Below are 20,424 nucleotides of genomic sequence, written 5' to 3'. Positions count from 1 at the left end.
ATGGACATCCACGCGGTGCTGAAGTCGCTGCCGCACCGTTTCCCGTTCCTGCTGGTGGACCGGGTGCTCGCCGTCGAAGCGAACAAGTACATCCACGCGCTGAAGAACGTCACCATCAACGAGCCGTTCTTCCCGGGGCACTTTCCGAACCATCCGGTCATGCCCGGCGTGCTGATCATCGAAGCGCTGGCCCAGGCTGCAGCCATCCTGTCCTTCGAAACGCTGGGCACGACCCCCGACGCGGATTCGGTCTATTACCTGTGCGGCGTCGACAACACGCGTTTCAAGAAACCGGTCATGGCAGGCGACCAGCTCATTCTCGAAGTCGACCTGATCCGTCATTCGCGCGGCATCTGGAAGTACAACGCCCGCGCCAAGGTGGACGGCCAGGTCGTGACCGAATGCGACCTGCTCTGTGCGGTTCGGCCCAGCTGATGACGGTCACCGTTCATCCGACCGCCATCGTCGATCCGGCCGCGCAGCTGGCTGACGGCGTCGACATCGGCGCCTTCAGTGTGATCGGCCCGCATGTCGAGATCGGTGCAGGCACACGCGTGCATCCGCACGTGGTGATCGCCGGGCACACGCGCATCGGCTGCGACAACCAGATACACCCGTTCTGTTCGATCGGCGGCGATCCGCAGGACAAGAAATACGCCGGCGAACCGACGCGACTCGAAATCGGCGACCGCAACACCCTGCGCGAATACGTGACGATGAATTGCGGCACCACGCAGGACGTCGGCGTCACCCGGGTCGGCAACGACAACTGGATCATGGCCTATGTGCATGTGGCGCACGACTGTCAGGTCGGCAGCCACACCATCATGGCCAACAACACGGCGCTCGCCGGCCACGTGCATGTGGGTGACTGGGTCATTCTCGGCGGCTTCACCGGCGTGCACCAGTTCGTGCGCGTGGGCGCACACAGCTTCTGCGGCGTGCACTCGAGCGTGCTGCAGGACGTGCCGCCCTTCGTGCTGGCCAACGGCGTGCCGGCGACGCCGCATGGTATCAACAGCGAAGGCCTGCGCCGTCGCGGCTACAGCAGTGACGCCATCTCGGCAATCAAGCGCGCCTACAAGACGCTGTATCGCGAGGGCCTGAGCCTGGACGACGCCCGGGCGGCCATCGCCGAGGCGGCGAAAGCGACTCCCGAAGTCGCCATGCTGTCCGACTTCCTCGCTTCTGGCGGTCGCGGCATCATCCGATAATGTCCGGCCGCATCACGGTGGCCATGGTCGCCGGTGAGGCATCCGGTGACCAGTTGGCTGCGCACCTGATCAAGGCGCTGCGCGACGTCCGGCCGGATATCGATTTCGTCGGCATCGGCGGCCCGCGCATGGGTTCCGCCGGCTTCGACGCCTGGTGGCCCGCCGAAAAGCTGTCGGTGCGCGGCTATTTCGAAGTGCTGCGGCACTATCGCGAACTGTCCGGCATCCGCCGCGCGCTGCTCGCCCGCCTCCTTCAGACGCGGCCGGCCGCCTTCATCGGTGTCGATGCACCGGATTTCAACCTGTGGCTCGAACGCCGCCTGCGCGATGCCGGCGTGCCGGCCATCCATTACGTCAGCCCGTCGATCTGGGCCTGGCGAGGCGGACGCATCAAGGGCATCGCGCGCAGCGTGTCACGCATGCTGTGCCTGTTCCCGTTCGAGCCTGCGCTGTATGAAAAAGCCGGCGTGCCGGTGAGCTACGTCGGCCACCCCTTCGCCGACGAAATCTCTCCGCTGCCGCAACGCATCGACGCACGCGAGCGGCTTGCTCTGCCGCCGGATGCACGTATCGTCGCGCTGTTGCCCGGCAGCCGGCAGTCGGAACTGCGCTATCACGCGACCATATGGATCGAGACCGCGCGCCTGCTGAACGAGCGCCATCCGGAACTGCGCTTCCTGGTGCCGCTGGCGACGCGCGAGACGCGCGCCCTGTTCGAACAGGCGCTGTGGACCTGCAAGGCCAGGGAGTTGCCGATCACCATACTGTTCGGTCATGCGCGCGATGCGCTGATGGCCTGTGACGCAGCGCTGGTGGCCAGTGGCACCGCGACGCTCGAGGCCGCCCTGTGTCGCGCGCCGCACGTGATGGCCTACCGCATGCACGCGCTGAGCTGGCAGATCATGAAGCGCATGGCCTATCAGCCCTGGGGCAGCCTGCCCAACATCATGGCGGGGCGCTTTGTCGTGCCGGAACGGTTGCAGGACGCGGCCACGCCACGCGAACTGGCGGATGCGCTCGATACCCTGCTGGAGGACGAGGCCGCACGCGACGCTCAGATCGCCGAATTCGAGCGCATCCACAACATGCTGAGGCAGGGCACGGCTGTGCGGGCAGCGGCGGCCATCCTGCCGCATCTGCCGGCGGCTGTATCGTGACAGGCATCGTTGAATGGAAGGCTGCCGGCGTCGATGAAGCGGGGCGGGGACCGCTGTGCGGGCCGGTCTATGCGGCGGCCGTCATCCTCGACCCGGCGCGGCCGATCGACGGCCTGAATGACTCCAAGAAATTGTCCGAAAAGAAGCGCGAGGCGTTGGCGCCACTGATCCGCGAACGCGCACTGGCCTGGGCAGTGGGCGTGGCGACGGTCGAGGAAATCGACCGCCTGAACATCCTGCACGCCACGATGCTGGCGATGCGGCGAGCCGTCGAAGGGCTACAAGTGCCGCCGGACGAAGTGCTGATTGACGGCAACCGGGTGCCGCCCGGGCTGATCGTGCCGGCGCGCGCCATCATCGGCGGCGATGCCCTGGAACAAGCGATCTCCGCCGCATCCATTCTTGCAAAAACTTGCCGCGACCGGGAAATGCTGGCGCTTGCGGTGCTCTACCCGCAGTACGGCATCGCGCGCCACAAGGGCTATCCGACACGCGAGCACCTGACTGCGTTGCGCGAGCACGGTCCGTCGCCCATCCATCGCCGAAGCTTTGCGCCGGTGGTGCAAAGCTGGCTGGACTTCGGCACCTCGGACTGACTGTAGTCCCGGCCTGTCTCGCCGCATGTTGATCGCGCACAAGACGCACGTGCTTCAGCAGACCAGGATACGGGTAATGCCCTTCTATCCGTACCCCATGTGACCATTTTCGGCTGGCTCAATGACCAGCTGCTGCGCATGCAGTGGCTGTCGGATCTCGTTCGCCAGCTGGTGGAGCAGGGCATGGGCCTGCCGGTCAGTGGCCGCATCGGCGGCAGCGTGCACTTCTTCATCTACGACACGGTGAAGATCTTCATCCTGCTGGCCGTGCTGATCTTTGCCATTTCATACGTGCAGAGCCACTTTCCACCGGAACGCACGCGGCGCATCCTGGGCCGCTTCACCGGTGTGCGCGGCAATGTGCTGGCGGCGCTGCTGGGTACCGTCACGCCCTTCTGCTCCTGCTCGTCCATCCCGTTGTTCATCGGTTTCACCAGGGCGGGCCTGCCTGTAGGGGTCACGTTCTCATTTCTGATTTCGTCCCCGCTGGTCGATCTGGCATCGGTCATCCTGCTGGCCAGCATTTTCAACTGGCCGATCGCACTCGCCTACGTGACCGTCGGCGTCGTTCTTGCGGTGATCGGCGGCACGTTGATCAGCCGCGCCGGGATGGAGCGCCACATCGAACCTTTCGTGTTCAACAGCCCGGTCATCCAGCTCGAGGACAGCGAGCCGGGCGTGCGCGAGCGCCTGCGGTTCGCGCGCGATCAGGTCATCGACATCGTCCGTCGGGTCTGGCTGTACATCCTGATCGGGGTCGGCATCGGCGCCGCGATCCACAACTGGATACCGGGCAGCCTGATCAATGGATTGCTCGGTCAGGACAAGCCCTGGTCGGTGCCGCTTGCCACGCTGATCGGCGTGCCGATGTATGCCGACATCTTCGGCACCCTGCCGATCGCCGAAGCGCTGGTGGCGCGCGGAGTCGGGCTGGGTACGGCGCTGGCGTTCATGATGTCGGTCACCGCGCTGTCGCTGCCCTCCATCATCATGCTCAAGCGTGTTGTCCGCACGCCGCTGCTGGCGGTATTCGTCGGCATCGTGGCCAGCGGCATCATGCTGATCGGCTTCCTGTTCAACGCCTTTGCGGGCGCATTCGTCTGACGCTTCAACGAGGAGACGCACATGATCATCAAGGTACTGGGCAGTGGGTGCCGCAAGTGCATCGAGCTGGCCGACAACGCGCGCAAGGCGCTCGATGCTCGCGGCCAGCAGGCGGATATCGTCAAGGTGACCGATTTCGCGGAGATCGCCGCCCATGGCGTCATGTCGACGCCGGCGCTGGTGATCGACGGGAAGCTGGTGTCGGTCGGCAAGGTGCTGACCGTGCAGGAAGTTGCCGCCCTGCTTGGCAAGGCCGACTGAAGCTGCTCAGTCCGGCGGGTTCAGATGCACCGCCAGCCAGACCGATGCGACGTCGGTATCGGTGCGGTCCACGCGGTGGCGGCGATGCGCCGGGATGAAGATCCAGTCGCCCGGCTGAAGTGTCCGCGGCGCGTCCTCGTCGGTAAAGCGCAGTGTCGCGGAACCACTCAGCAAGGCCACCCATTCGTCGTTTGGCTGGTCGTACCAGAATCCGGGCGGGCTGCTCTGGCCGGTCGACACGATGCGCTCGATGCGCACGCCGGGCCGGGCACACAGCGTGTCGATGCGCTCCGCTCCCTGCACGCCCACCGGCAAGCCGTCGAAAAGATTGCCGCTCATGGCGCGCCGCCCTCCAGCAGTTCGGTGTCGTCGTGCGCATACGCCGGACTGCAGCAGCACAGGATGACCAGCGCCCCGGCGCCGGTGGCTTCGATGCAGTGCGGCGTACCGGGTGCAATCAGCACGGTGTCACCAGCCGCCACGTCAAAACGGGCGTCGCCCAGTGTCATGCTGCCCTGGCCAGCGGTCACGTGATAAAGCTCTTCGGTCACGCCGTGCCGATGCAGCAGGGTGCGTGTGCCGGCGGGGATGGTCGCTTCCGCCAGACTTTGCGCCCGCCCGCCGTGCAGCGACGGATGCATCAGTTCGCGGATCTGCGAGCCGTCCTTGGTGATGTAGGCAGGAATGTCGGTGCGGGCGGTTTTCATCGGATCTTCATCGGTGTCGGCTGTGGTCGCGCGTCAGCAAGGAATGTGCGTTCAGGCAGAACGTGATGGTACGACCGGATTCGACCCGACGCTGCGTCTGCCTGGCACTGACTTCTTGTTCAATTTTATAATTCAAGTATTATTGAACTATGGAAGAACAGAACGTCATCCGCTCCCTGTCGGCGCTTGCGCAGGAAATCCGCCTGCGCGTCTTTCGCGCCCTCGTCGTCGCCGGCCCCGACGGCGTGACGCCCGGTGCGCTGGGCGAGGCGCTGGGTGTCGCTCCGACCACGCTGTCCTTCCACCTGAAGGAATTGAGCCACGCCGGGCTGATCGTGCCGACGCGCGATGGCCGCCATCTGATCTACCGCGCCGACTATGCGCAGATGAACGCGCTGCTTGGCTATCTGACCGAAAACTGCTGCCGCGGCGCGCCCTGTGCCGAACCGGTAGCGCCTGTCTGTAAAACCTGCTGAACGGAGTCCGCCATGAAGCGCTTTCACGTCCATCTGCACGTCGATGATCTCGATCGGAGCATCGCCTTCTACAACCAGCTTTTTTCCGCGCAACCGGCGCGCCACGAGGCAGACTACGCCAAATGGATGCTGGAAGATCCGCCGGTCAATTTCGCGATTTCCACCCGCGGCAGCCAGCCGGGGATCGATCATCTGGGCATCCAGACCGACGACCCGGCCGAACTGGCGGCGATGAAGGCAAGCGCTGAAGCGGCCGACATGGCGCTGCTGGACGAAGGCGCCACGAGTTGCTGCTACGCGCGCAGCGAGAAGCACTGGATCACCGATCCGCAGGGCATTGCGTGGGAACACTTCCACACGCTGGGTGACATTCCGGTGTTCAACGAAGCACCGGCTGCGGTGGCAACAGAAGCAGCGTCGGCATGCTGTGCGCCCAAGGCGCCCGTCACGCGCGGCAAGCCGCTGGCCATCGGCGTCAAGTCGTCCGGTTCCGGGTGCTGCTGACATGGGCGCGCCACTGAACGTACTGTTCCTGTGCACCCATAATTCGGCGCGGAGTGTGCTCGCAGAATGCCTGCTGAACCACCTGGGCGGCGGGCGTTTCCGCGCGTTTTCGGCCGGCAGCCAGCCGTCTGGTCGGGTGAATCCGTTTGCGCTGCAGGCGCTGGCCGAAGCGGGTGTTGATACGACCGGCGTGTGCAGCAAGAACTGGGACACGTTCGCCGGACCCGACGTGCCGGAGATGGACCTCATCATCACGGTGTGCGACAGCGCAGCCGGCGAGCTGTGCCCGGTCTGGCCGGGCCATCCGGCAACCGCACACTGGGGCTATGCCGATCCGTCCGCCACGACCGGTCCCGATGCGGCAAGGCTGATGGCTTTCCGCGACACGATGACGATGATTCGCCGCCGGCTCGAAATCCTGGTTGCCTTGCCGGCCGAACGTCTGGACGCGCTCCGCCTTGAACAGACCGCGCGCAGTCTGGCCGATCGCTGAGGCCGCGTCATGGGATTGTTCGAACGTTGGCTGAGCATCTGGGTGGCGGCGTGCATTGCGGCGGGCGTGGGCCTGGGCCTGCTGGCGCCGCGCGCATTCGAGGCGGTTGCGGCGCTCGAATTCGCGCACGTCAATCTGGTGGTCGCGGTGCTCATCTGGGTGATGATCTACCCGATGATGATCCAGATCGATTTCGCGGCCGTGCGCGATGTCGGTCGCCGGCCAAAGGGACTGGTGCTCACGCTGGTCATCAACTGGCTGGTCAAGCCCTTCACGATGGCGGCACTCGGCGTGCTGTTCTTCCGCTATCTGTTTGCGCCCTGGGTCGATCCGCAATCGGCCACCGAATACATCGCCGGCATGATCCTGCTCGGTGTCGCGCCCTGTACGGCGATGGTTTTCGTGTGGAGCCAGCTGACGAAGGGCGATCCGGCCTACACGCTGGTGCAGGTGTCGGTGAATGATCTGGTCATGGTGTTCGCGTTCGCGCCCATTGCGGCCTTCCTGCTCGGCGTGACCGATGTGGCCGTGCCCTGGGAAACGCTGCTGCTGTCCACAGTGCTGTATGTCGTGCTGCCGCTGGTCGCCGGCGTGCTGACGCGGCGCATGCTGCGCGACGGTGCTGCACTGACGCGTTTCGTGGCGCGCCTGAAACCGGCTTCCATCGTCGGTCTGCTGGCCACGGTCGTGCTTCTTTTCGGCTTCCAGGCGGAGACGATCCGGGCACAACCGCTGGTGATCGGCCTGATCGCGATTCCGCTGATCATCCAGACTTACGGCATTTTCGCCATTGCCTTCATCGCAGCGCGTCGCATGAAGTTGTCGTATGGCGTGGCGGCGCCAGCCTGCCTGATCGGCACCTCGAATTTCTTCGAACTGGCCGTTGCAGTGGCGATTTCGCTGTTCGGCCTGCACTCCGGCGCTGCGCTGGCCACGGTGGTGGGCGTTCTGGTCGAAGTGCCTGTGATGCTGTCGCTGGTGGCCTTCACCAACCGGAACAGGCACCGCTTCCCGGCCTGAGTCATCGCCGTTTGCGGAACCGGATTTCTGCAGTGAGGTCTTGATCCGGGGATGACGTGCCCCAAAGTGCGACGGCGACGACGTAGGTTTGCAGGGTTACTGCATGCGTTTATATATTGGGTACAATCGAATTGCGGACGCGATCCGCAACTCAGCCGGCAAGCCATCCGGAGTGTCTGCAGGCGCTGATCCTCCCGGTGTGTGACGGGTGGAAATAGTTTTAGATTAAGTCTAAAATTCAGGCCGCTCGGTTAGAAAATAAGATGTTTTCCTCCACCCACGAAGAAAGAAAGGAATACAGATGTCCCTCGTCGGAACAACCGTCAAACCCTTCAAGGCAACCACTTACCACAACGGCAAGTTTGTAGACATCACCGAAGCAGACCTGAAGGGCAAGTGGTCGGCATTCGTGTTCTACCCGGCCGACTTCACATTCGTGTGCCCGACCGAACTGGGCGACCTCGCCGACATGTACGGCGAATTCCAGAAGATCGGTTGCGAAATCTACTCGGTTTCGACCGATACGCACTTCGTGCACAAGGGCTGGGCCGATGCGTCGGACACCATCCGCAAGATCAAGTACCCGATGATTGGTGACCCGACCGGTGCCATCACCCGCAACTTCGACGTCATGATCGAAGAAGCCGGTCTGGCGCTGCGCGGCACCTTCGTGATCGACCCGGAAGGCAAGATCCGCATGGCTGAAATCGTAGAACTCGGCATCGGTCGTGACGCGAAGGAACTGCTGCGCAAGGTGCAGGCGGCCCAGTACGTGACGTCGCACCCGGGCGAAGTCTGCCCCGCCAAGTGGACGCCGGGCGCGCAGTCGATGGTCCCGTCGCTTGACCTGGTCGGCAAGATCTAAAGCTTCACCGTTGCACGCGCCCGGGTCCAGGAGTTTCATTCGCCTGGCCCGGGCGTTTCATTTTGTCAGTCCGAAAACAGGAAGCTGAACAGACCATGCTCGATGCCACCCTCAAGGGCCAGTTGCAGGCCTACCTCACGAAGCTTGTCCACCCGATAGAGCTGGTGGCGTCGCTGGACGACAGCGATGCTTCGCGCGAACTGCAATCGCTGCTGGCGGAAATCGCCGAACTGTCGAACCTGATCACGCTGGTCGAGCAGCGCGACGACGACGAGCGCAAGCCCTCGTTCTCGATCAACCGCAAGGGTGGCGACATGAAGCTGCGCTTCGCCGCCATTCCGCTCGGCCATGAATTCACCTCGCTGGTGCTGGCGCTGCTGCAGGCGGGCGGGCATCCGCCGAAGGTGGAGCAGGAAGTGATCGACCAGATCAAGGCGCTCGACGCCGACTTCCACTTCGAAGTCTTCATGAGCCTGTCCTGCCACAATTGCCCGGACGTCGTGCAGGCGCTCAACCTGATGGCGGTGCTGAACCCGCGCGTCAGCGCGGTCACGATCGACGGCGCGCTGTTCCAGAAGGAAGTCGAAGAGCGCCAGATCATGGCGGTTCCGATGATCTTCCTGAACGGTCAGCACTTCGGTCAGGGCCGCATGACGATCGAGGAAATCCTGCCGAAGCTGGACACCAAGGTCGCCGAGCGCGAAGCCGAAAAGGTTTCGGCGCGCGCGCCGTTCGACGTGCTGGTCGTCGGCGGCGGACCGGCCGGCACGGCAGCGGCGATCTACGCCGCGCGCAAGGGCATCCGCACCGGGCTGGTCGCCGAGCGCTTCGGCGGTCAGGTGATGGATACGCTGGGCATCGAGAACTTCATTTCGGTGAAGGAAACCGAAGGCCCCAAGCTGGTCGCCGCGCTGGAAGAGCACGTGAAGGCTTACGACATCGACGTGATGAACCTGCAGCGGGTCGAAAAGCTCGTGCCGGCAGCGGATTCGGGCGACGGATACATCCATCTGACGCTGGCCAGCGGTGCCACGCTGAAGAGCCGCTCGGTCATCCTGTCGACCGGTGCGCGCTGGCGCGAAATCAACGTGCCGGGCGAGCGCGAATACCGCAATCACGGCGTGGCCTACTGCCCGCATTGCGACGGTCCGCTGTTCAAAGGCAAGAATGTGGCCGTGATCGGTGGCGGCAATTCGGGCGTCGAGGCAGCCATCGATCTGGCCGGCGTGGTGGGTCACGTGACGCTGATCGAGTTCGACAAGCAGTTGCGCGCTGACGCTGTGCTGCAGCGCAAGCTGCACAGCCTGCCGAACGTCCGGGTCATCACGCACGCGCAGACCAAGGACATCGTCGGTGATGGCAAGAAGGTCAATGGCCTGAACTACATCGATCGCACGAGCGGCGAGCTGAACCATGTCGATCTGGAAGGCGTATTCATCCAGATCGGTCTGGTGCCGAACACCGAATGGTTGAAGGGTTCGTCCATGACGCTGACCAGGTACGGCGAAATCGACATCGATGCGCGCTGCGAAACGTCGATTCCGGGCGTGTTCGCGGCCGGTGACGTGACCACCGTGCCGTACAAGCAGATCATCATCGCCATGGGTGAAGGGTCGAAGGCCGCAATCAGCGCGTTCGATTACCTGATCCGCCACTCGGCGCCGGAAGCGGCCGCTGCGGCCTGACGCTGCGGGCGGCATGGACAGGCGGCGGTAAGATGCCGGCTGTCCGTCCGCGGCATGGCGCCGCGGCGGACGGTTACCGGAATCCGCTGCCATGTCGCTCACACCCCTGTTGTTGTTCTTCCACATCGCCGCCGTCTCGATCTGGGTCGGCGGCATGTTCTTCGCCTATGTCTGCCTGCGCCCGGTCGCGGCGGTCCAGCTTGAGCCGCCGGCCCGGCTGCGTCTGTGGCGCGCGGTGTTCGGCCGCTTCTTCCCGTGGGTATGGGCGGCCGTCGCAGTCATCCTTGCCAGCGGTCTGATCATGATGCTGGCGGTCGGCATGAAGGATGCACCGCTGCACTGGCATCTGATGCTGGCCGCGGGTCTGGTCATGATGGCCGTTTTCATGCACGTCTTCTTCGCGCCGTACCGGCGGCTTCTGCGCGCGGTCGATGCATCCGACTGGCCGGCCGGCGGCGCCGCGCTGGCGCAGATCCGCAAGCTGGTCGGCTTCAACACCGTGCTGGGTTTCGTCACCATCGCGACGGCGACGCTGGGACGCTGGCTGGTTGCCGGATGAAGCACATCCAGTCACGCGACAATCCGCAGTTCAAGCAGCTGCGCAAGCTCGCCACGTCGTCGAAGGAGCGGCGCGACACCTCAAGCACGCTGATCGACGGCCTGCACCTGTTCCGCAGTGCGCTGGACGCCGGGCACCGGCCGTCGCTCGCCATCGTTGCCGAACGTGCCCTGCATCATCCGGAGGTGTCGGCGCTGCTGGCGGAGCACGGCGACGCAGTGCTGTTACTCGCCGATGGCCTGTTCGACGAACTGAGTCCGACCGACACGCCGACCGGTCTGCTCGGCCTGATCGATATTCCCGGAGCGTCCGGACCGGTGCGCGGTGACTGTCTGGTGCTCGACGCGGTACAGGACAGCGGCAACCTCGGCACGCTGCTGCGCGCCGCCTGGGCGACCGGTGTCGCGGACGTGCTGCTGACCACCGGTTGCGCCCAGGCCTGGAGTCCGAAAGTGCTGCGCGCCGGGCAGGGCGCCCATTTCAGCCTGCGCATCCGGGAACACTGCGACGTGGCCGGGCTACTGCAAGGCTTCGCAGGCAAGGTCGTCGCAACGCGGCTGGATGCGCAGATATCGCCCTATGCCCTGGACCTGCGCGGACCGGTCGCCTGGCTGTTCGGCAATGAGGGCGCAGGGCTGTCGCCGGCGATCAGCGTACTGGCCAGTGATGCGATACGGATTCCGATGCCCGGCGCAGCCGAGTCGCTGAACGTGGCCATGGCGGCGACAGTCTGCCTGTTCGAACAGGTGCGTCAGCGCCAGACGTGCTGACCGCTCAGTGACCGCTCACTGCCGGCTCATTGTCCGAAATCGCCTGCTGCGTCCGGTCGCGCCGCCCACGGCACCAGTCCGGCGGCAGTGGCCAGGCGCACCAGTTCGACATCGCTGCGCACGTCGAGCTTCTGGCGGATTTCGCTCATGCGGTTCGATATCGTCTTCGGACTGAGCTTGAGTGCGTCGGCGATTTCGTCGACCGACATGCCGGCCAGCAGCAGACGGCAGATTTCGAATTCGCGTGGCGTCAGCACGTCGAGCCGCTTCTCGTCCGGCATCACATTGTCCAGCGCCAGCTGTTCGGCCACGCGCGGGCTGAGCGTGCGTCGCCCCTGCGCCGCGGCGAGCACGGCCTGCACCAGCGCTTCGGGTTCGGTGTCCTTGGTCAGGAAACCGATCGCGCCGGCTTCCAGTGCCTGGCGCGCAAACGCAGGCTGCGCATGCATCGAGAACATCAGCACGCGGGCGCGGTTGTCCAGCGCCAGCATGCGCCGCGTCGCTTCGATGCCGCTGGCACCGGGCAGCGAAATGTCCATCACCACCACGTCCGGCTTGAGCATTCGGAACAGCTGATAGGCCTCGTCCGAGGTACCGGCTTCGCCGACCACCTCCATGGCCCGGTTGTGTTCGAGAAAGCGACGGTAGCCGGCGCGCACGACGGCATGGTCGTCGACGAGCAGAACGCGGATCGGGCTGTGGAGGCTCATGATTTTTCCTGTAGCGAAGTTTTCAGCGGCAGCCAGGCATCAACCTGCCAGCCACCTTCGGGGCGCGGGCCGGCGCGGCAGTCACCGCCCAGCGCCAGTGCGCGTTCGCGCATGCCGACCAGACCGAAGCCGCTATCGGGTGTGGCGTGCGGTCGCGGCTCGCCATCGTCGCGTACGCGCAGCGATACCCGGCCCGCGGCGGGATCGATGTCGAGCCGGATGTCGATGCGGGTGCAGCGCGCATGCTTGACGGTATTGGTCATGCACTCCTGCACGATGCGGTACAGCGTGATGTCGTGCATCGCCGACAGCTGGCCCAGATCCTCGTGCAGATCGAAATTCACCTGGGCCGCGTCGGCACAGCGGCTGCGTTGCTTGCCCAGTTCGCGCAGCGCATGCCCCAGACCCAGCTCTTCGATGTCGGGCGGGCGCAGGTGTTCGAGCAGATTGCGCACCAGACGCAGCATGTGGCCGACCTGTTCCGACATCCAGTGTGCCGATTCGCGATGTTCTGCCAGTTCCGGCCGGCCTTCGCAGGCGTCCGCCAGCAGCCGCGCATGCGGGTGAATGGCCACCAGATACGGACTCAGCTCGTCGTGCAGGTCGCGCGCCAGCGCGTGGCGGATCTCTTCTTCGTGCGTGATCAGCTTGCGCAGCAGCCGCGCGCGTTCGTCGACCGCCGCTTCAAGGGTGGACGCCATGCTGTTGAACGATTCCGACAGCGGTGCCAGGTCGCCCGGCCCGACGTTTTCCAGCCGCGCGTCGAGCCGCCCTTCGCCGATCGCCGACAGCGCACGCATCACGCTGCCCAGCGGATGCAGCGCCCGGCCGACCGCCCAGAACACCATCAGGCAGGCAATCAGCCCGATCGCGGCGACCATCGATGTCTGCTTGACGTAGTCGTCCCATATCTCGCGCAATTCGTCGTCGGCATTGGGCACCAGCAGGTAGTAGCCGATGACCTGCTGGCCCACCAGGATGTCCTTGCGCAATGGCGTACGGTTGCGCAAACGCTCGCCCATCCAGCCCAGTGCGAAGGGCGCGGATTGTTCCGGGCCGCTGCGCGAGCTCAATATCAGCTGTCCGCTCGCCGCCCGCACTTCCACCGTCAGGTGGCGCAGGCTGCTCAGTTCGCGGGTGAGCTGGATGCTGGCGAGCAGGGCTTCGGCGCTGACGCCGACCGGCGGCGGCGACAGCGCGCTGGGCAGCAGCGCGTGCGCAAGCCGGGCCACCGATTCCATCTCGGCGACTGCGTCATCGTGGGCGTCGTACAGCCTGCGTACGCTGTCGGCAACGACCAGCAAGGTCATCAGCGACGCAATGATGAGGGTGAGTCTGATGCGCAGACTCATGCGGGTAATCCGGTCGAGGCAGGGCTTGCATGCTAATGCGAAGGTCGCCGGGAAATGTTCCCGCTTGTTTCCCTTGCGCCAGCCCGGATTCGCGGCTCCGCGTCAGGCGAGCAGACGCGTGTCGATATGCTCGATCAGGCCGCCGTGTGCGCCGACCTCGGCCACCATGTGAGCCGTACCGCCCGGGCCCTCCGGACCGTCGCCATTCCACAGACAGATGAAACACAGTGCGCCGCCAGCATGCGCGAGCGCTTCGTCTATCAGCCACCGATTGCAGGCTTCGTATGGATCGCGGCCATCGGCCAGCGGGCCGAGCGCTGACGCCATTTCCTGCACTGTTGCGCCAGGTGCCGCAAGTGCCCGGCGATAGCGTTCGACCCAGCCTTCGCCGTGCAGAGACGGCCTGACCGATGTCTGTTCGAAGGTGGCGATGTCGAAAGGCAGCAGGATGTGGCGTTTCACTCCGCGTTCGACGCACGCTTCCAGGAACAGCAGGTCGCCACCGGACGCGGCCTGACTGAACGCGATGTCGCCGGCAGCTGCGCCGTGGCGGTCCAGCGCGGCGGCTATCGCGGCGGCTGCTGCGGGTTCCATTGCCGGCGGAAAGCGCGGCGTCACGCGGTCGGGACGGTCCATCAGGTGACCGCTGAAAAGGAAAGTGGTCATGGCGAGCGGTGCGGCAGGAAAGCAGGTTCGATCCGCCGCATCATGCCGTATCGCTGGTCAGTCCCGGTACGTAACGATAGGCGCCGGAGCGCGGGTCACGCACGTAGCTCAACAGTTGTCGACGGTTCGGCGCGCCGCCCGGGGCGCGGAGCGACACGTGCACCCAGCCCGAATTCGGGCCCTTGGCCGGGTCGTAGCACTCGCAGATGATCTGGTCGAATACCTTGATGTGCGCCGCCACCCACTCGGCAAGCGCGATCGTGGCGACACCGACGATTTCGATGTCGCATGCTTCACCGCGCGCATGCTGGCTGCTGCTGACCCAGCTCGACGGCTTGCGCTTCAGGGCGCGTTCGAGGGCCTGGCTGCGGAACACGCTGTTCGGCGAAAAGCTGCCGAACTTCGCCCGCACCGGCTCGAGTACCTCGCGCGCGAGATGTACCGCCGCGCGGAACTCGGCATCCGACGGAAAGCAGTTCGGAATGCCCTGACGCGATGCGATGTCGGAGCGTGTCAGTTCGTACAGCCGGAAATGCGGCGACACCTTGTCACGCGGCTGGCAGCCGGCGATGTGCAGCGCGCCGAGCGCCACCCTGGCCAGATCGCGGTCACTCATGGCAGCTCCCGGAAACGGTTGCGCATGGTGACCAGTGCCGAAATCACCGGCTTGAGCCGGCTGTCGTCACTGCGCACCGACGGCGCAGCATCCGGACCATCGAGCAGCGCGACCAGGAAATCGAAGTTTTCCGCGATCGACGCACGTTCGCGCGGGCTGGCGCCGCGACGGAAGGCGTTCAGGTACTCGCTCAGCACGCGGTCGAATTTTTCATCGACGGCGTCATCACGGGCTGGCGTGCGCTTCGCCGGCTTGCGGGCCGGCGCGCGTGACCGCTTGCCGGCGGGCTTGTCGGGCGGCGCCGGCAGCGCTTCGATGATCATCGACAGCAGCCGGCAATCTGCGATGCCGGTCGCCAGCCACAGGCCGGGCTCGTCGCAATACTCGGCCTCGCAGGCGACACGGATGCGTTCCGCCTCGCTGAGCAGCGCGTCGCGTGCCCACAGCGGTGTGTAATCCGCGTCGCCAGCCGTGGCAAGCAGGTCGGCCAGCGCACTGTTCACGAAGGGGTAGGCGCTGCTGCGACCATCCATTTCGAAGGCGTCGCGGTAGTAGGTGGCCATATTGACCAGCGATTCCTGGCGCTCCTGCGCCGTGGTCACCAACGCAAGCCGCTTGCACGCGGCCCCCATCATGTTCAGGCGCTCCGGCGTCCGGGCACGCTGGATCAGCAGGTCCAGTTCCATGATTGCGGCGATGATCGAGGTGCGCAGCGACTCGCGCAGGGCTTCGTCCGGCACGCCTCCGGCGAGCGATTCGGACCAGCGTCGTCCAGCCAGCCGAACGCGGAAATTGGCGCATTGCTCGACCACGCGGATCGGGCAATCGCCCTTGCTGGCAGACAGCGCCGCGTCGAGATGTTCGATCGCCCGCGCGTAGTCACCCACCTCGCCCCACAGAAAACCGAGCGCGGCGCGCACATCGGCGCGGGCCAGCCACTTTTCGCGGCCGGCATCGGGCACGCGGTCGAACAGTGCGTCGACGGTGCCCTGCAGCCAGCCGACGTCGGTCGCGGACGACTGCATGCGCACCGATTCGCGCAGGTTGTCGAGATGGCTGACCAGTTCGGCATGCGAATGCAGTGGCCCGGCCGGTCGGGCGGTCGAGCGCGAACCGCCGCCCTGCGCACGCAGCAGGCGAAAGCCCGGATCGCCATAACACTGGTAGGCGCCAAAGGTGTTCGACTGCGGATGCTGCTGCACGCAGGCGCGACGCGCCGCCCGCACGGACTCGCCGAAGTTGTCGCCGGCCAGCATGCGCTGGTAGAACGTGGCGGCGAAGGTCTTGGCGGCATCGTCATCGACCGCCCAACCGGCCGCCACCACCGCCTTCACGCCCATGCGGATGAACTGCACGCCCAGATTGGCAGCCAGCGCCGGGAAGGCCTGCTTGTCCAGCGAGCGTGTCTTGCCAAGGTGACAGCAGTTGATGAACACCAGCTCCGGCACATAGCGCATCTGTTCGATATCGCCCGGCGTCAGCAACACGCCGTGGCCGATCACCATGCCCGACAGCGGCTTGTCACCGGCCGACGTCGGTGCGCCGTGGTGGCCCTCGACCCGATAGTCATGTTCGCCATGACCCGCCAGATGCAGGATGCGCCAGCGGCGCCGGTGCAGGCTTTCGAGAATGTCGGTATGGGTGGCGTCGATGCAGGCGTCGGTCTGGTAGCCCAGTTCGGTCAGGCATCCGGCAACGTGCTGCGCCTCGTCGCGTGCGCCCGGCAGGTCGATGAACTTGTCCCAGCCTTCCAGATCGGGGTGACCGATGACCAGCGCCGACAGTTCGGTGCCGTGCACCGGCTGTGCCCGGAACTCCGTTGTCTTGAGCGCTCGCAGCAGGCCACTGCGGGCGGCCGGCGGCAGCGGGTTGGTCGCCCAGCGATCTTCCAGCAATTCCCACGGGTAGGCGGCCGATTTTTCGTCGAGCACCAGCAACAGGTTGTGATTTTCCGGTGCCAGCTCCTTGAGCCGGTTGGGCAGCAGCATGTCGAACAGTGTGCGCGCCGCTTCGCGATTGCGGCCCGGTTGCGTGCAGGCGCGCTCGATGAACTTGCCGGCCAGCGACAGCTGACCCAGGCCGATGGTTTCCTCGGCGCGCGCGCGGTTGGTCGACGACACGAAGCGCAGCCGCGTGTCTTCCGGGTCGGTGCTGATTTCCAGCCGGTGCCACCAGTCGCCGTCGCTGTCGAAGCTGACCCGCCGGCGACCGCCGTCGCCGGCATGCACGGTCTGTTCCGGCCAGCGCACGTCGGTGCCGAAGTCGACCGACGCCAGCACGTCATCCAGCGCATCGGCGGCATTGATGGTCACGTCCTGGAACAATTCGATCAGTTGCAGCTTCGACAGGTAGATGCGGTCGCCCAGCCCCGCGTCGATCAGCCGGCGGTTGGTATTCACGACCGCGCGCAGCAGCGCCTCGATCGAATCGCGCAAGGTCATGCCGCCGGCGCCACTGCCGATCAATACCGTGCTCAGCCCCATCGAACGCATGTCGGCGGCGCGCATCGGACGTTTCGCCTCCGGCATCTGCACCAGTTCGAAGCAGTAGGTCAGCAGTGCGTCCGACACCGTGGATTCGAGCCGCCCGGGTGACAGCGTGCCCAGTTCGCCCAGACCCACGATGATGGCCGCGATCGGACGCGCTTCGGGCGTGTCGTTGTAGAACAGCGCACTGCTGCCTATCTGCCCCGGATACAGGCCCAGGTCCATGCGCTGCGTCAGCGGTCCGGCCGACTCGCCGGGACGCGTGAGCTGCTTGTCGAGTGCCCGTTCGGCGCTGACGATGCTGTCGCCCAGATAGTGGCCCACCATCAGCGGATGCCTGACGTAGCTCAGGTCGCCGTGGGTGAGCTGTACCTCGAGTCCGGGCATTGCAGGGGTTTCGGACGGCAGCGGACTGCCGGGGCCGAAACCCAGATGCTCGACTTCGGCCGCCGTCGGGATTGAGTCAAGGGCGGGGGCCGACGCGCTGTGCGAGCCGCCTGCGCCCGCCGCACGCGCACCGCGCGCCGCGCCCATGCTGCGCGGCAAGCGCGTGGTGGAGCCCTTGAGCAGCAGATCGGTGTAGCCGGCGAAGGTCTTGCGGCCGAAGTCGTATGAACACAGTGCGTCGTGTGCGGTGTCCTCGGCGAAATACATCGGCACGCCCGGCAGGCGGCCGGACGCCCAGGTGACCGTGCCGTCGCCTTCCGGCGTGTGCGGAAACACCAGCTTGCGGCGGTTGAAGCGGAAGGCGCCGTCGTCGTCGATCAGTTCGTGACCGCACACGGTTTCCGGCTGCACGCCGGCGACATAGATCATGTGCTGCGCATCGACCGCGCCGGCCAGCGCGTCCCAGGTGCGCCGTGCGCCACGCAGCACGCCTTCATCGGCCAGCTTCCAGCGTTCGCCGAGGCCTTCGCGCAGGCCGGCCCATAGTGCAGGGTCGTCATAGCGCAGCGCCGATCCGTCGGCAGGGAAGGGCAGCAGTTCGACCAGACCGGGATAGCGCCGGACGATGTCGATGATGCCGTCGCGGCTGTTCAGCAGATCGAGCAGCATCAGCTTGAACTGCGTCGGATTGCGTCCGGTCAGCCAGCGCACCGCCTCGTGCGAGCCATGATTGGGCGTGCCCAGCATCAACAGGCGGCTGTTCGGCAACTCGCAGATGCGCCGCCACACTTCGGCGCCCTTGCGGTCGGCCATCATGGCGCGCACCACGAGACCGCCCATCGAATGCGCCACGATGTGCAGCGGCTGCTTGTGCGCCTGCAGGTCGGGCAACCACAGCGTGAGCTGTTCGGCCAGCTGCGCGGCCGCCACCTGCACCGAATGACGCCAGTCGTAGGCGAAGAACTCGACCCGGTGGGTCTGCGCGAGATGCATCAGCAGTGGCGCGTAGAAACTGTCGATCAGGCCATCGACCTCGATCTGTGCCGCGTCGATGCCGATTTTTTCCAGCCCGCCGAACGCCAGCGATCTGTAGTTCAGCCAGACGCGATCGCCATCGGCCTTCAGCGAACTGCCCATCGTGCCGGGCAGCACGACGGCCAGCGGTTTCGGCAGCCCGCCGGCGCGGCTGCGCGCAATCGCGCTGCGCCAGGCCGGCGGCGTCGGCGGCCGCTCGCTGATCGGGCGAAAGCCCGCGTCGGAGCCGTCTGCGCGGGTCAGACCCTGCAGCAGCCAGTCGACCGAGCGCGCATTGTGGAAGTAGCTGAAGTGATTGACCGCGTCGCCCTTGTCCATCTGCTGCCGGGCACCGTGTTCCGGGCGCGTGATGCCGCCGAACATCGATCCGGTATTCACCACCAGATCGTGTTCGCCCTTGTAGAACCAGTCGGTCACGAACACCTTCAGCGCCGACAGGATGGAGTGGCCACGTTCGATGTCGCCGGCGATCACCGTCAGATCCGACTCGGTGCGGGTTTCCGGATGGTTCAGCAGGCGCACGACGGCCGAGCCGGGCATCATCGCTTCCAGGCCGGGCAGCACGCGCGGGTCGGTGCGCTCGCGCAGCACGGCCGCCATGAAGTCGAGCGCCTCGGGTGCCAGCGGCACATGCTGCAGACCGGCGATGCGGCTGGCGTTGAGCAGCAGCGAAAACCAGCGGTCCAGCCGACCGGAGGCGAGCGTGGTGCCCATGGCCGGGCAGGCGACGCGCACGAAGCGCGTGATCCGGAACTGCTTCACATCGAGCACTTCGGCCAGCTTCAGCAGCGCGTCCCGGTCGGCGGCGTAGTCTTCCTTCAGCCGCTTTTCGCCCGCTTCGTCCAGCGGTTCGATGTTCAGCTGTTGCGCGATCGATACGTCGCCGACGAACAGCCGCTTCAGCACTTCGGCGCGAAGGGGATCGCTGCTGCGCACACGTTGCCCCAGACACAGCAACTCGCCGACCAGGCCACCGCGCGAGTGGCTGACCAGATGCAGCGTGGCGCCCTGCGGCAGCGATTCGGCCAGTTCGAGCGCGTTCTGGATCGGGCTCACGGTCAGCGTGCGGTGTTCGAAGGCATGGATGCCTTCGCCATAGATACTGGCCAGCCGCGTACAGGCGGTGTTGCCGCGCGGATTGTCGTCAGCCGCCAGCTTGCCGAAACTGCCGTCGAAGCTCGACGCCGTGCCATGCAGGAACACCAGCAGCGGCTTGTCGTCGGTCGCCTCGACCCGGTCGATCTTCGCGCCGAGCGCAGCGTTTTCGATGTCGCAGCGGTACAGCCCCGGCTCGCGCCCGAGGATTTTCCGCTCGAAGCGCGTCGCGAGCCGGCGGGCGACGAATTCCTGCGCCTTGTCCTTCAGGTCGATGCCGAAGAATTCGATCACCCGGGTCGCCAGACCGAGTGCGCTGCCCAGCCCGCGGCTGCCCGGGGTGTGTGCGTTCAGGTCGCCGATGTCCCACAGCACTTCGCCATCGCTGCGCGTTTCGGCCTTCGCGCCGGCCTCCTGCATCAGGTCGTCGGCGCGTATCCACAGCTCGAAGCCGTTGTCGAGCGTGACCCGGGCAATCGCATCAGCCGGTATGACGGCCGGTTCGGCCGCCGTGGCGCCGCGACTTCCGCCGGGTTGCACCGCGCCCAGCGGTGTGAACGTCACTTCCGATCCGGATGGTGTGCTGACCGGTGCGCCCTTGCGCGCGCGGATGCTGAAACGCTCGTATTTCGACTGCTTCATTGACCTGACCTCCTGCTGTTGTTC

General features: G+C 65.7%; 21 protein-coding genes. 14 read left to right on the top strand and 7 right to left on the bottom strand.

Features of this window, described 5'->3' with window-relative positions:
* The 6 genes from fabZ to Q8Q80_RS18900 all read left to right on the top strand — a co-directional run bounded on the left by fabZ (position 1) and on the right by Q8Q80_RS18900 (position 4,332).
* Positions 1–435 (top strand): 3-hydroxyacyl-ACP dehydratase FabZ, encoded by a 435-nt coding sequence (gene fabZ / locus Q8Q80_RS18925; protein WP_069037473.1) that lies wholly within the window; start codon positions 1–3, stop codon positions 433–435.
* Positions 435–1,214 (top strand): acyl-ACP--UDP-N-acetylglucosamine O-acyltransferase, encoded by a 780-nt coding sequence (gene lpxA / locus Q8Q80_RS18920; protein WP_305634420.1) that lies wholly within the window; start codon positions 435–437, stop codon positions 1,212–1,214. The genes fabZ and lpxA overlap by 1 nt, the downstream gene beginning before the upstream one ends.
* Positions 1,214–2,371 (top strand): lipid-A-disaccharide synthase, encoded by a 1,158-nt coding sequence (gene lpxB, locus Q8Q80_RS18915; RefSeq protein ID WP_305634417.1) that lies wholly within the window; start codon positions 1,214–1,216, stop codon positions 2,369–2,371. The genes lpxA and lpxB overlap by 1 nt, the downstream gene beginning before the upstream one ends.
* 5 nt (positions 2,372–2,376) lie before the next feature.
* Complete coding sequence (rnhB, locus tag Q8Q80_RS18910) at positions 2,377–2,967, top strand: ribonuclease HII (protein ID WP_371132790.1); 591 nt, start codon at positions 2,377–2,379, stop codon at positions 2,965–2,967.
* A gap of 99 nt (positions 2,968–3,066) precedes the next feature.
* Positions 3,067–4,071: a permease gene (locus Q8Q80_RS18905; protein WP_305634398.1), complete on the top strand. Its 1,005-nt coding sequence runs from the start codon at positions 3,067–3,069 to the stop codon at positions 4,069–4,071.
* Positions 4,072–4,092: 21 nt separating this feature from the next.
* Complete coding sequence (locus Q8Q80_RS18900; protein WP_305634397.1) at positions 4,093–4,332, top strand: thioredoxin family protein; 240 nt, start codon at positions 4,093–4,095, stop codon at positions 4,330–4,332.
* Between the two features lie 6 nt (positions 4,333–4,338).
* Here Q8Q80_RS18900 and Q8Q80_RS18895 read toward each other — a convergent pair whose 3' ends face one another.
* On the bottom strand, positions 4,339–4,671 hold the full coding sequence (locus tag Q8Q80_RS18895; RefSeq protein WP_305634396.1) for a cupin domain-containing protein: 333 nt from the start codon (positions 4,669–4,671) through the stop codon (positions 4,339–4,341).
* The gene (locus Q8Q80_RS18890) at positions 4,668–5,039 is read right to left on the bottom strand and encodes a cupin domain-containing protein (RefSeq protein ID WP_305634395.1); all 372 of its coding nucleotides are present in this window, start codon (positions 5,037–5,039) and stop codon (positions 4,668–4,670) included. Before Q8Q80_RS18890 ends, Q8Q80_RS18895 begins: the two co-directional genes overlap by 4 nt.
* A 149-nt stretch (positions 5,040–5,188) precedes the next feature.
* Between Q8Q80_RS18890 and Q8Q80_RS18885 the strand changes: the two genes are divergently transcribed.
* The 8 genes from Q8Q80_RS18885 (at position 5,189) to Q8Q80_RS18850 (ending at position 11,411) form a co-directional block, all read left to right on the top strand.
* Positions 5,189–5,515, top strand: a complete 327-nt coding sequence (locus tag Q8Q80_RS18885) for a helix-turn-helix transcriptional regulator (RefSeq protein WP_305634394.1) — start codon at positions 5,189–5,191, stop codon at positions 5,513–5,515.
* A 12-nt stretch (positions 5,516–5,527) separates the two neighbouring features.
* The gene (locus Q8Q80_RS18880) at positions 5,528–6,019 is read left to right on the top strand and encodes an ArsI/CadI family heavy metal resistance metalloenzyme (RefSeq protein WP_305634393.1); all 492 of its coding nucleotides are present in this window, start codon (positions 5,528–5,530) and stop codon (positions 6,017–6,019) included.
* Position 6,020: 1 nt separating this feature from the next.
* On the top strand, positions 6,021–6,512 hold the full coding sequence (locus Q8Q80_RS18875; protein WP_305634392.1) for an arsenate reductase ArsC: 492 nt from the start codon (positions 6,021–6,023) through the stop codon (positions 6,510–6,512).
* Between the two features lie 9 nt (positions 6,513–6,521).
* Positions 6,522–7,532 (top strand): ACR3 family arsenite efflux transporter, encoded by a 1,011-nt coding sequence (gene arsB / locus Q8Q80_RS18870; protein ID WP_305634391.1) that lies wholly within the window; start codon positions 6,522–6,524, stop codon positions 7,530–7,532.
* A gap of 301 nt (positions 7,533–7,833) precedes the next feature.
* Positions 7,834–8,397 carry an alkyl hydroperoxide reductase subunit C gene (ahpC, locus tag Q8Q80_RS18865; RefSeq protein WP_257081736.1) on the top strand — a complete coding sequence of 188 codons (564 nt, stop codon included), beginning with the start codon at positions 7,834–7,836 and terminating at the stop codon, positions 8,395–8,397.
* Between the two features lie 95 nt (positions 8,398–8,492).
* A complete protein-coding gene (gene ahpF, locus Q8Q80_RS18860) occupies positions 8,493–10,082 on the top strand; it encodes an alkyl hydroperoxide reductase subunit F (RefSeq protein ID WP_305634390.1) in 1,590 nt (529 codons plus the stop codon).
* 91 nt (positions 10,083–10,173) lie between these two features.
* Positions 10,174–10,641 carry a CopD family protein gene (locus Q8Q80_RS18855; protein ID WP_305634389.1) on the top strand — a complete coding sequence of 156 codons (468 nt, stop codon included), beginning with the start codon at positions 10,174–10,176 and terminating at the stop codon, positions 10,639–10,641.
* Positions 10,638–11,411, top strand: coding sequence for an RNA methyltransferase (locus Q8Q80_RS18850; protein ID WP_305634388.1), 774 nt, complete (start codon positions 10,638–10,640; stop codon positions 11,409–11,411). Before Q8Q80_RS18855 ends, Q8Q80_RS18850 begins: the two co-directional genes overlap by 4 nt.
* Before the next feature lie 26 nt (positions 11,412–11,437).
* Here Q8Q80_RS18850 and Q8Q80_RS18845 read toward each other — a convergent pair whose 3' ends face one another.
* The 5 genes from Q8Q80_RS18845 to Q8Q80_RS18825 form a co-directional block, all read right to left on the bottom strand.
* Positions 11,438–12,121: a response regulator transcription factor gene (locus Q8Q80_RS18845; protein WP_257093392.1), complete on the bottom strand. Its 684-nt coding sequence runs from the start codon at positions 12,119–12,121 to the stop codon at positions 11,438–11,440.
* Positions 12,118–13,473: an ATP-binding protein gene (locus Q8Q80_RS18840; RefSeq protein ID WP_305634387.1), complete on the bottom strand. Its 1,356-nt coding sequence runs from the start codon at positions 13,471–13,473 to the stop codon at positions 12,118–12,120. Before Q8Q80_RS18840 ends, Q8Q80_RS18845 begins: the two co-directional genes overlap by 4 nt.
* Before the next feature lie 102 nt (positions 13,474–13,575).
* Positions 13,576–14,139 carry a hypothetical protein gene (locus Q8Q80_RS18835; protein ID WP_305634386.1) on the bottom strand — a complete coding sequence of 188 codons (564 nt, stop codon included), beginning with the start codon at positions 14,137–14,139 and terminating at the stop codon, positions 13,576–13,578.
* A gap of 40 nt (positions 14,140–14,179) precedes the next feature.
* Positions 14,180–14,755 (bottom strand): D-Ala-D-Ala carboxypeptidase family metallohydrolase, encoded by a 576-nt coding sequence (locus tag Q8Q80_RS18830; protein WP_305634385.1) that lies wholly within the window; start codon positions 14,753–14,755, stop codon positions 14,180–14,182.
* The gene (locus tag Q8Q80_RS18825) at positions 14,752–20,400 is read right to left on the bottom strand and encodes a CHAT domain-containing protein (protein WP_305634384.1); all 5,649 of its coding nucleotides are present in this window, start codon (positions 20,398–20,400) and stop codon (positions 14,752–14,754) included. The genes Q8Q80_RS18830 and Q8Q80_RS18825 overlap by 4 nt, the downstream gene beginning before the upstream one ends.
* Positions 20,401–20,424 lie beyond the last annotated feature (24 nt).

It is taken from the genome of Methyloversatilis sp. (genome assembly GCF_030698125.1).
Taxonomy (GTDB): domain Bacteria; phylum Pseudomonadota; class Gammaproteobacteria; order Burkholderiales; family Rhodocyclaceae; genus Methyloversatilis.
The sequence above is the reverse complement of the archived record's forward strand: the minus strand, read 5'-3'. Positions and strand labels throughout refer to the sequence as shown.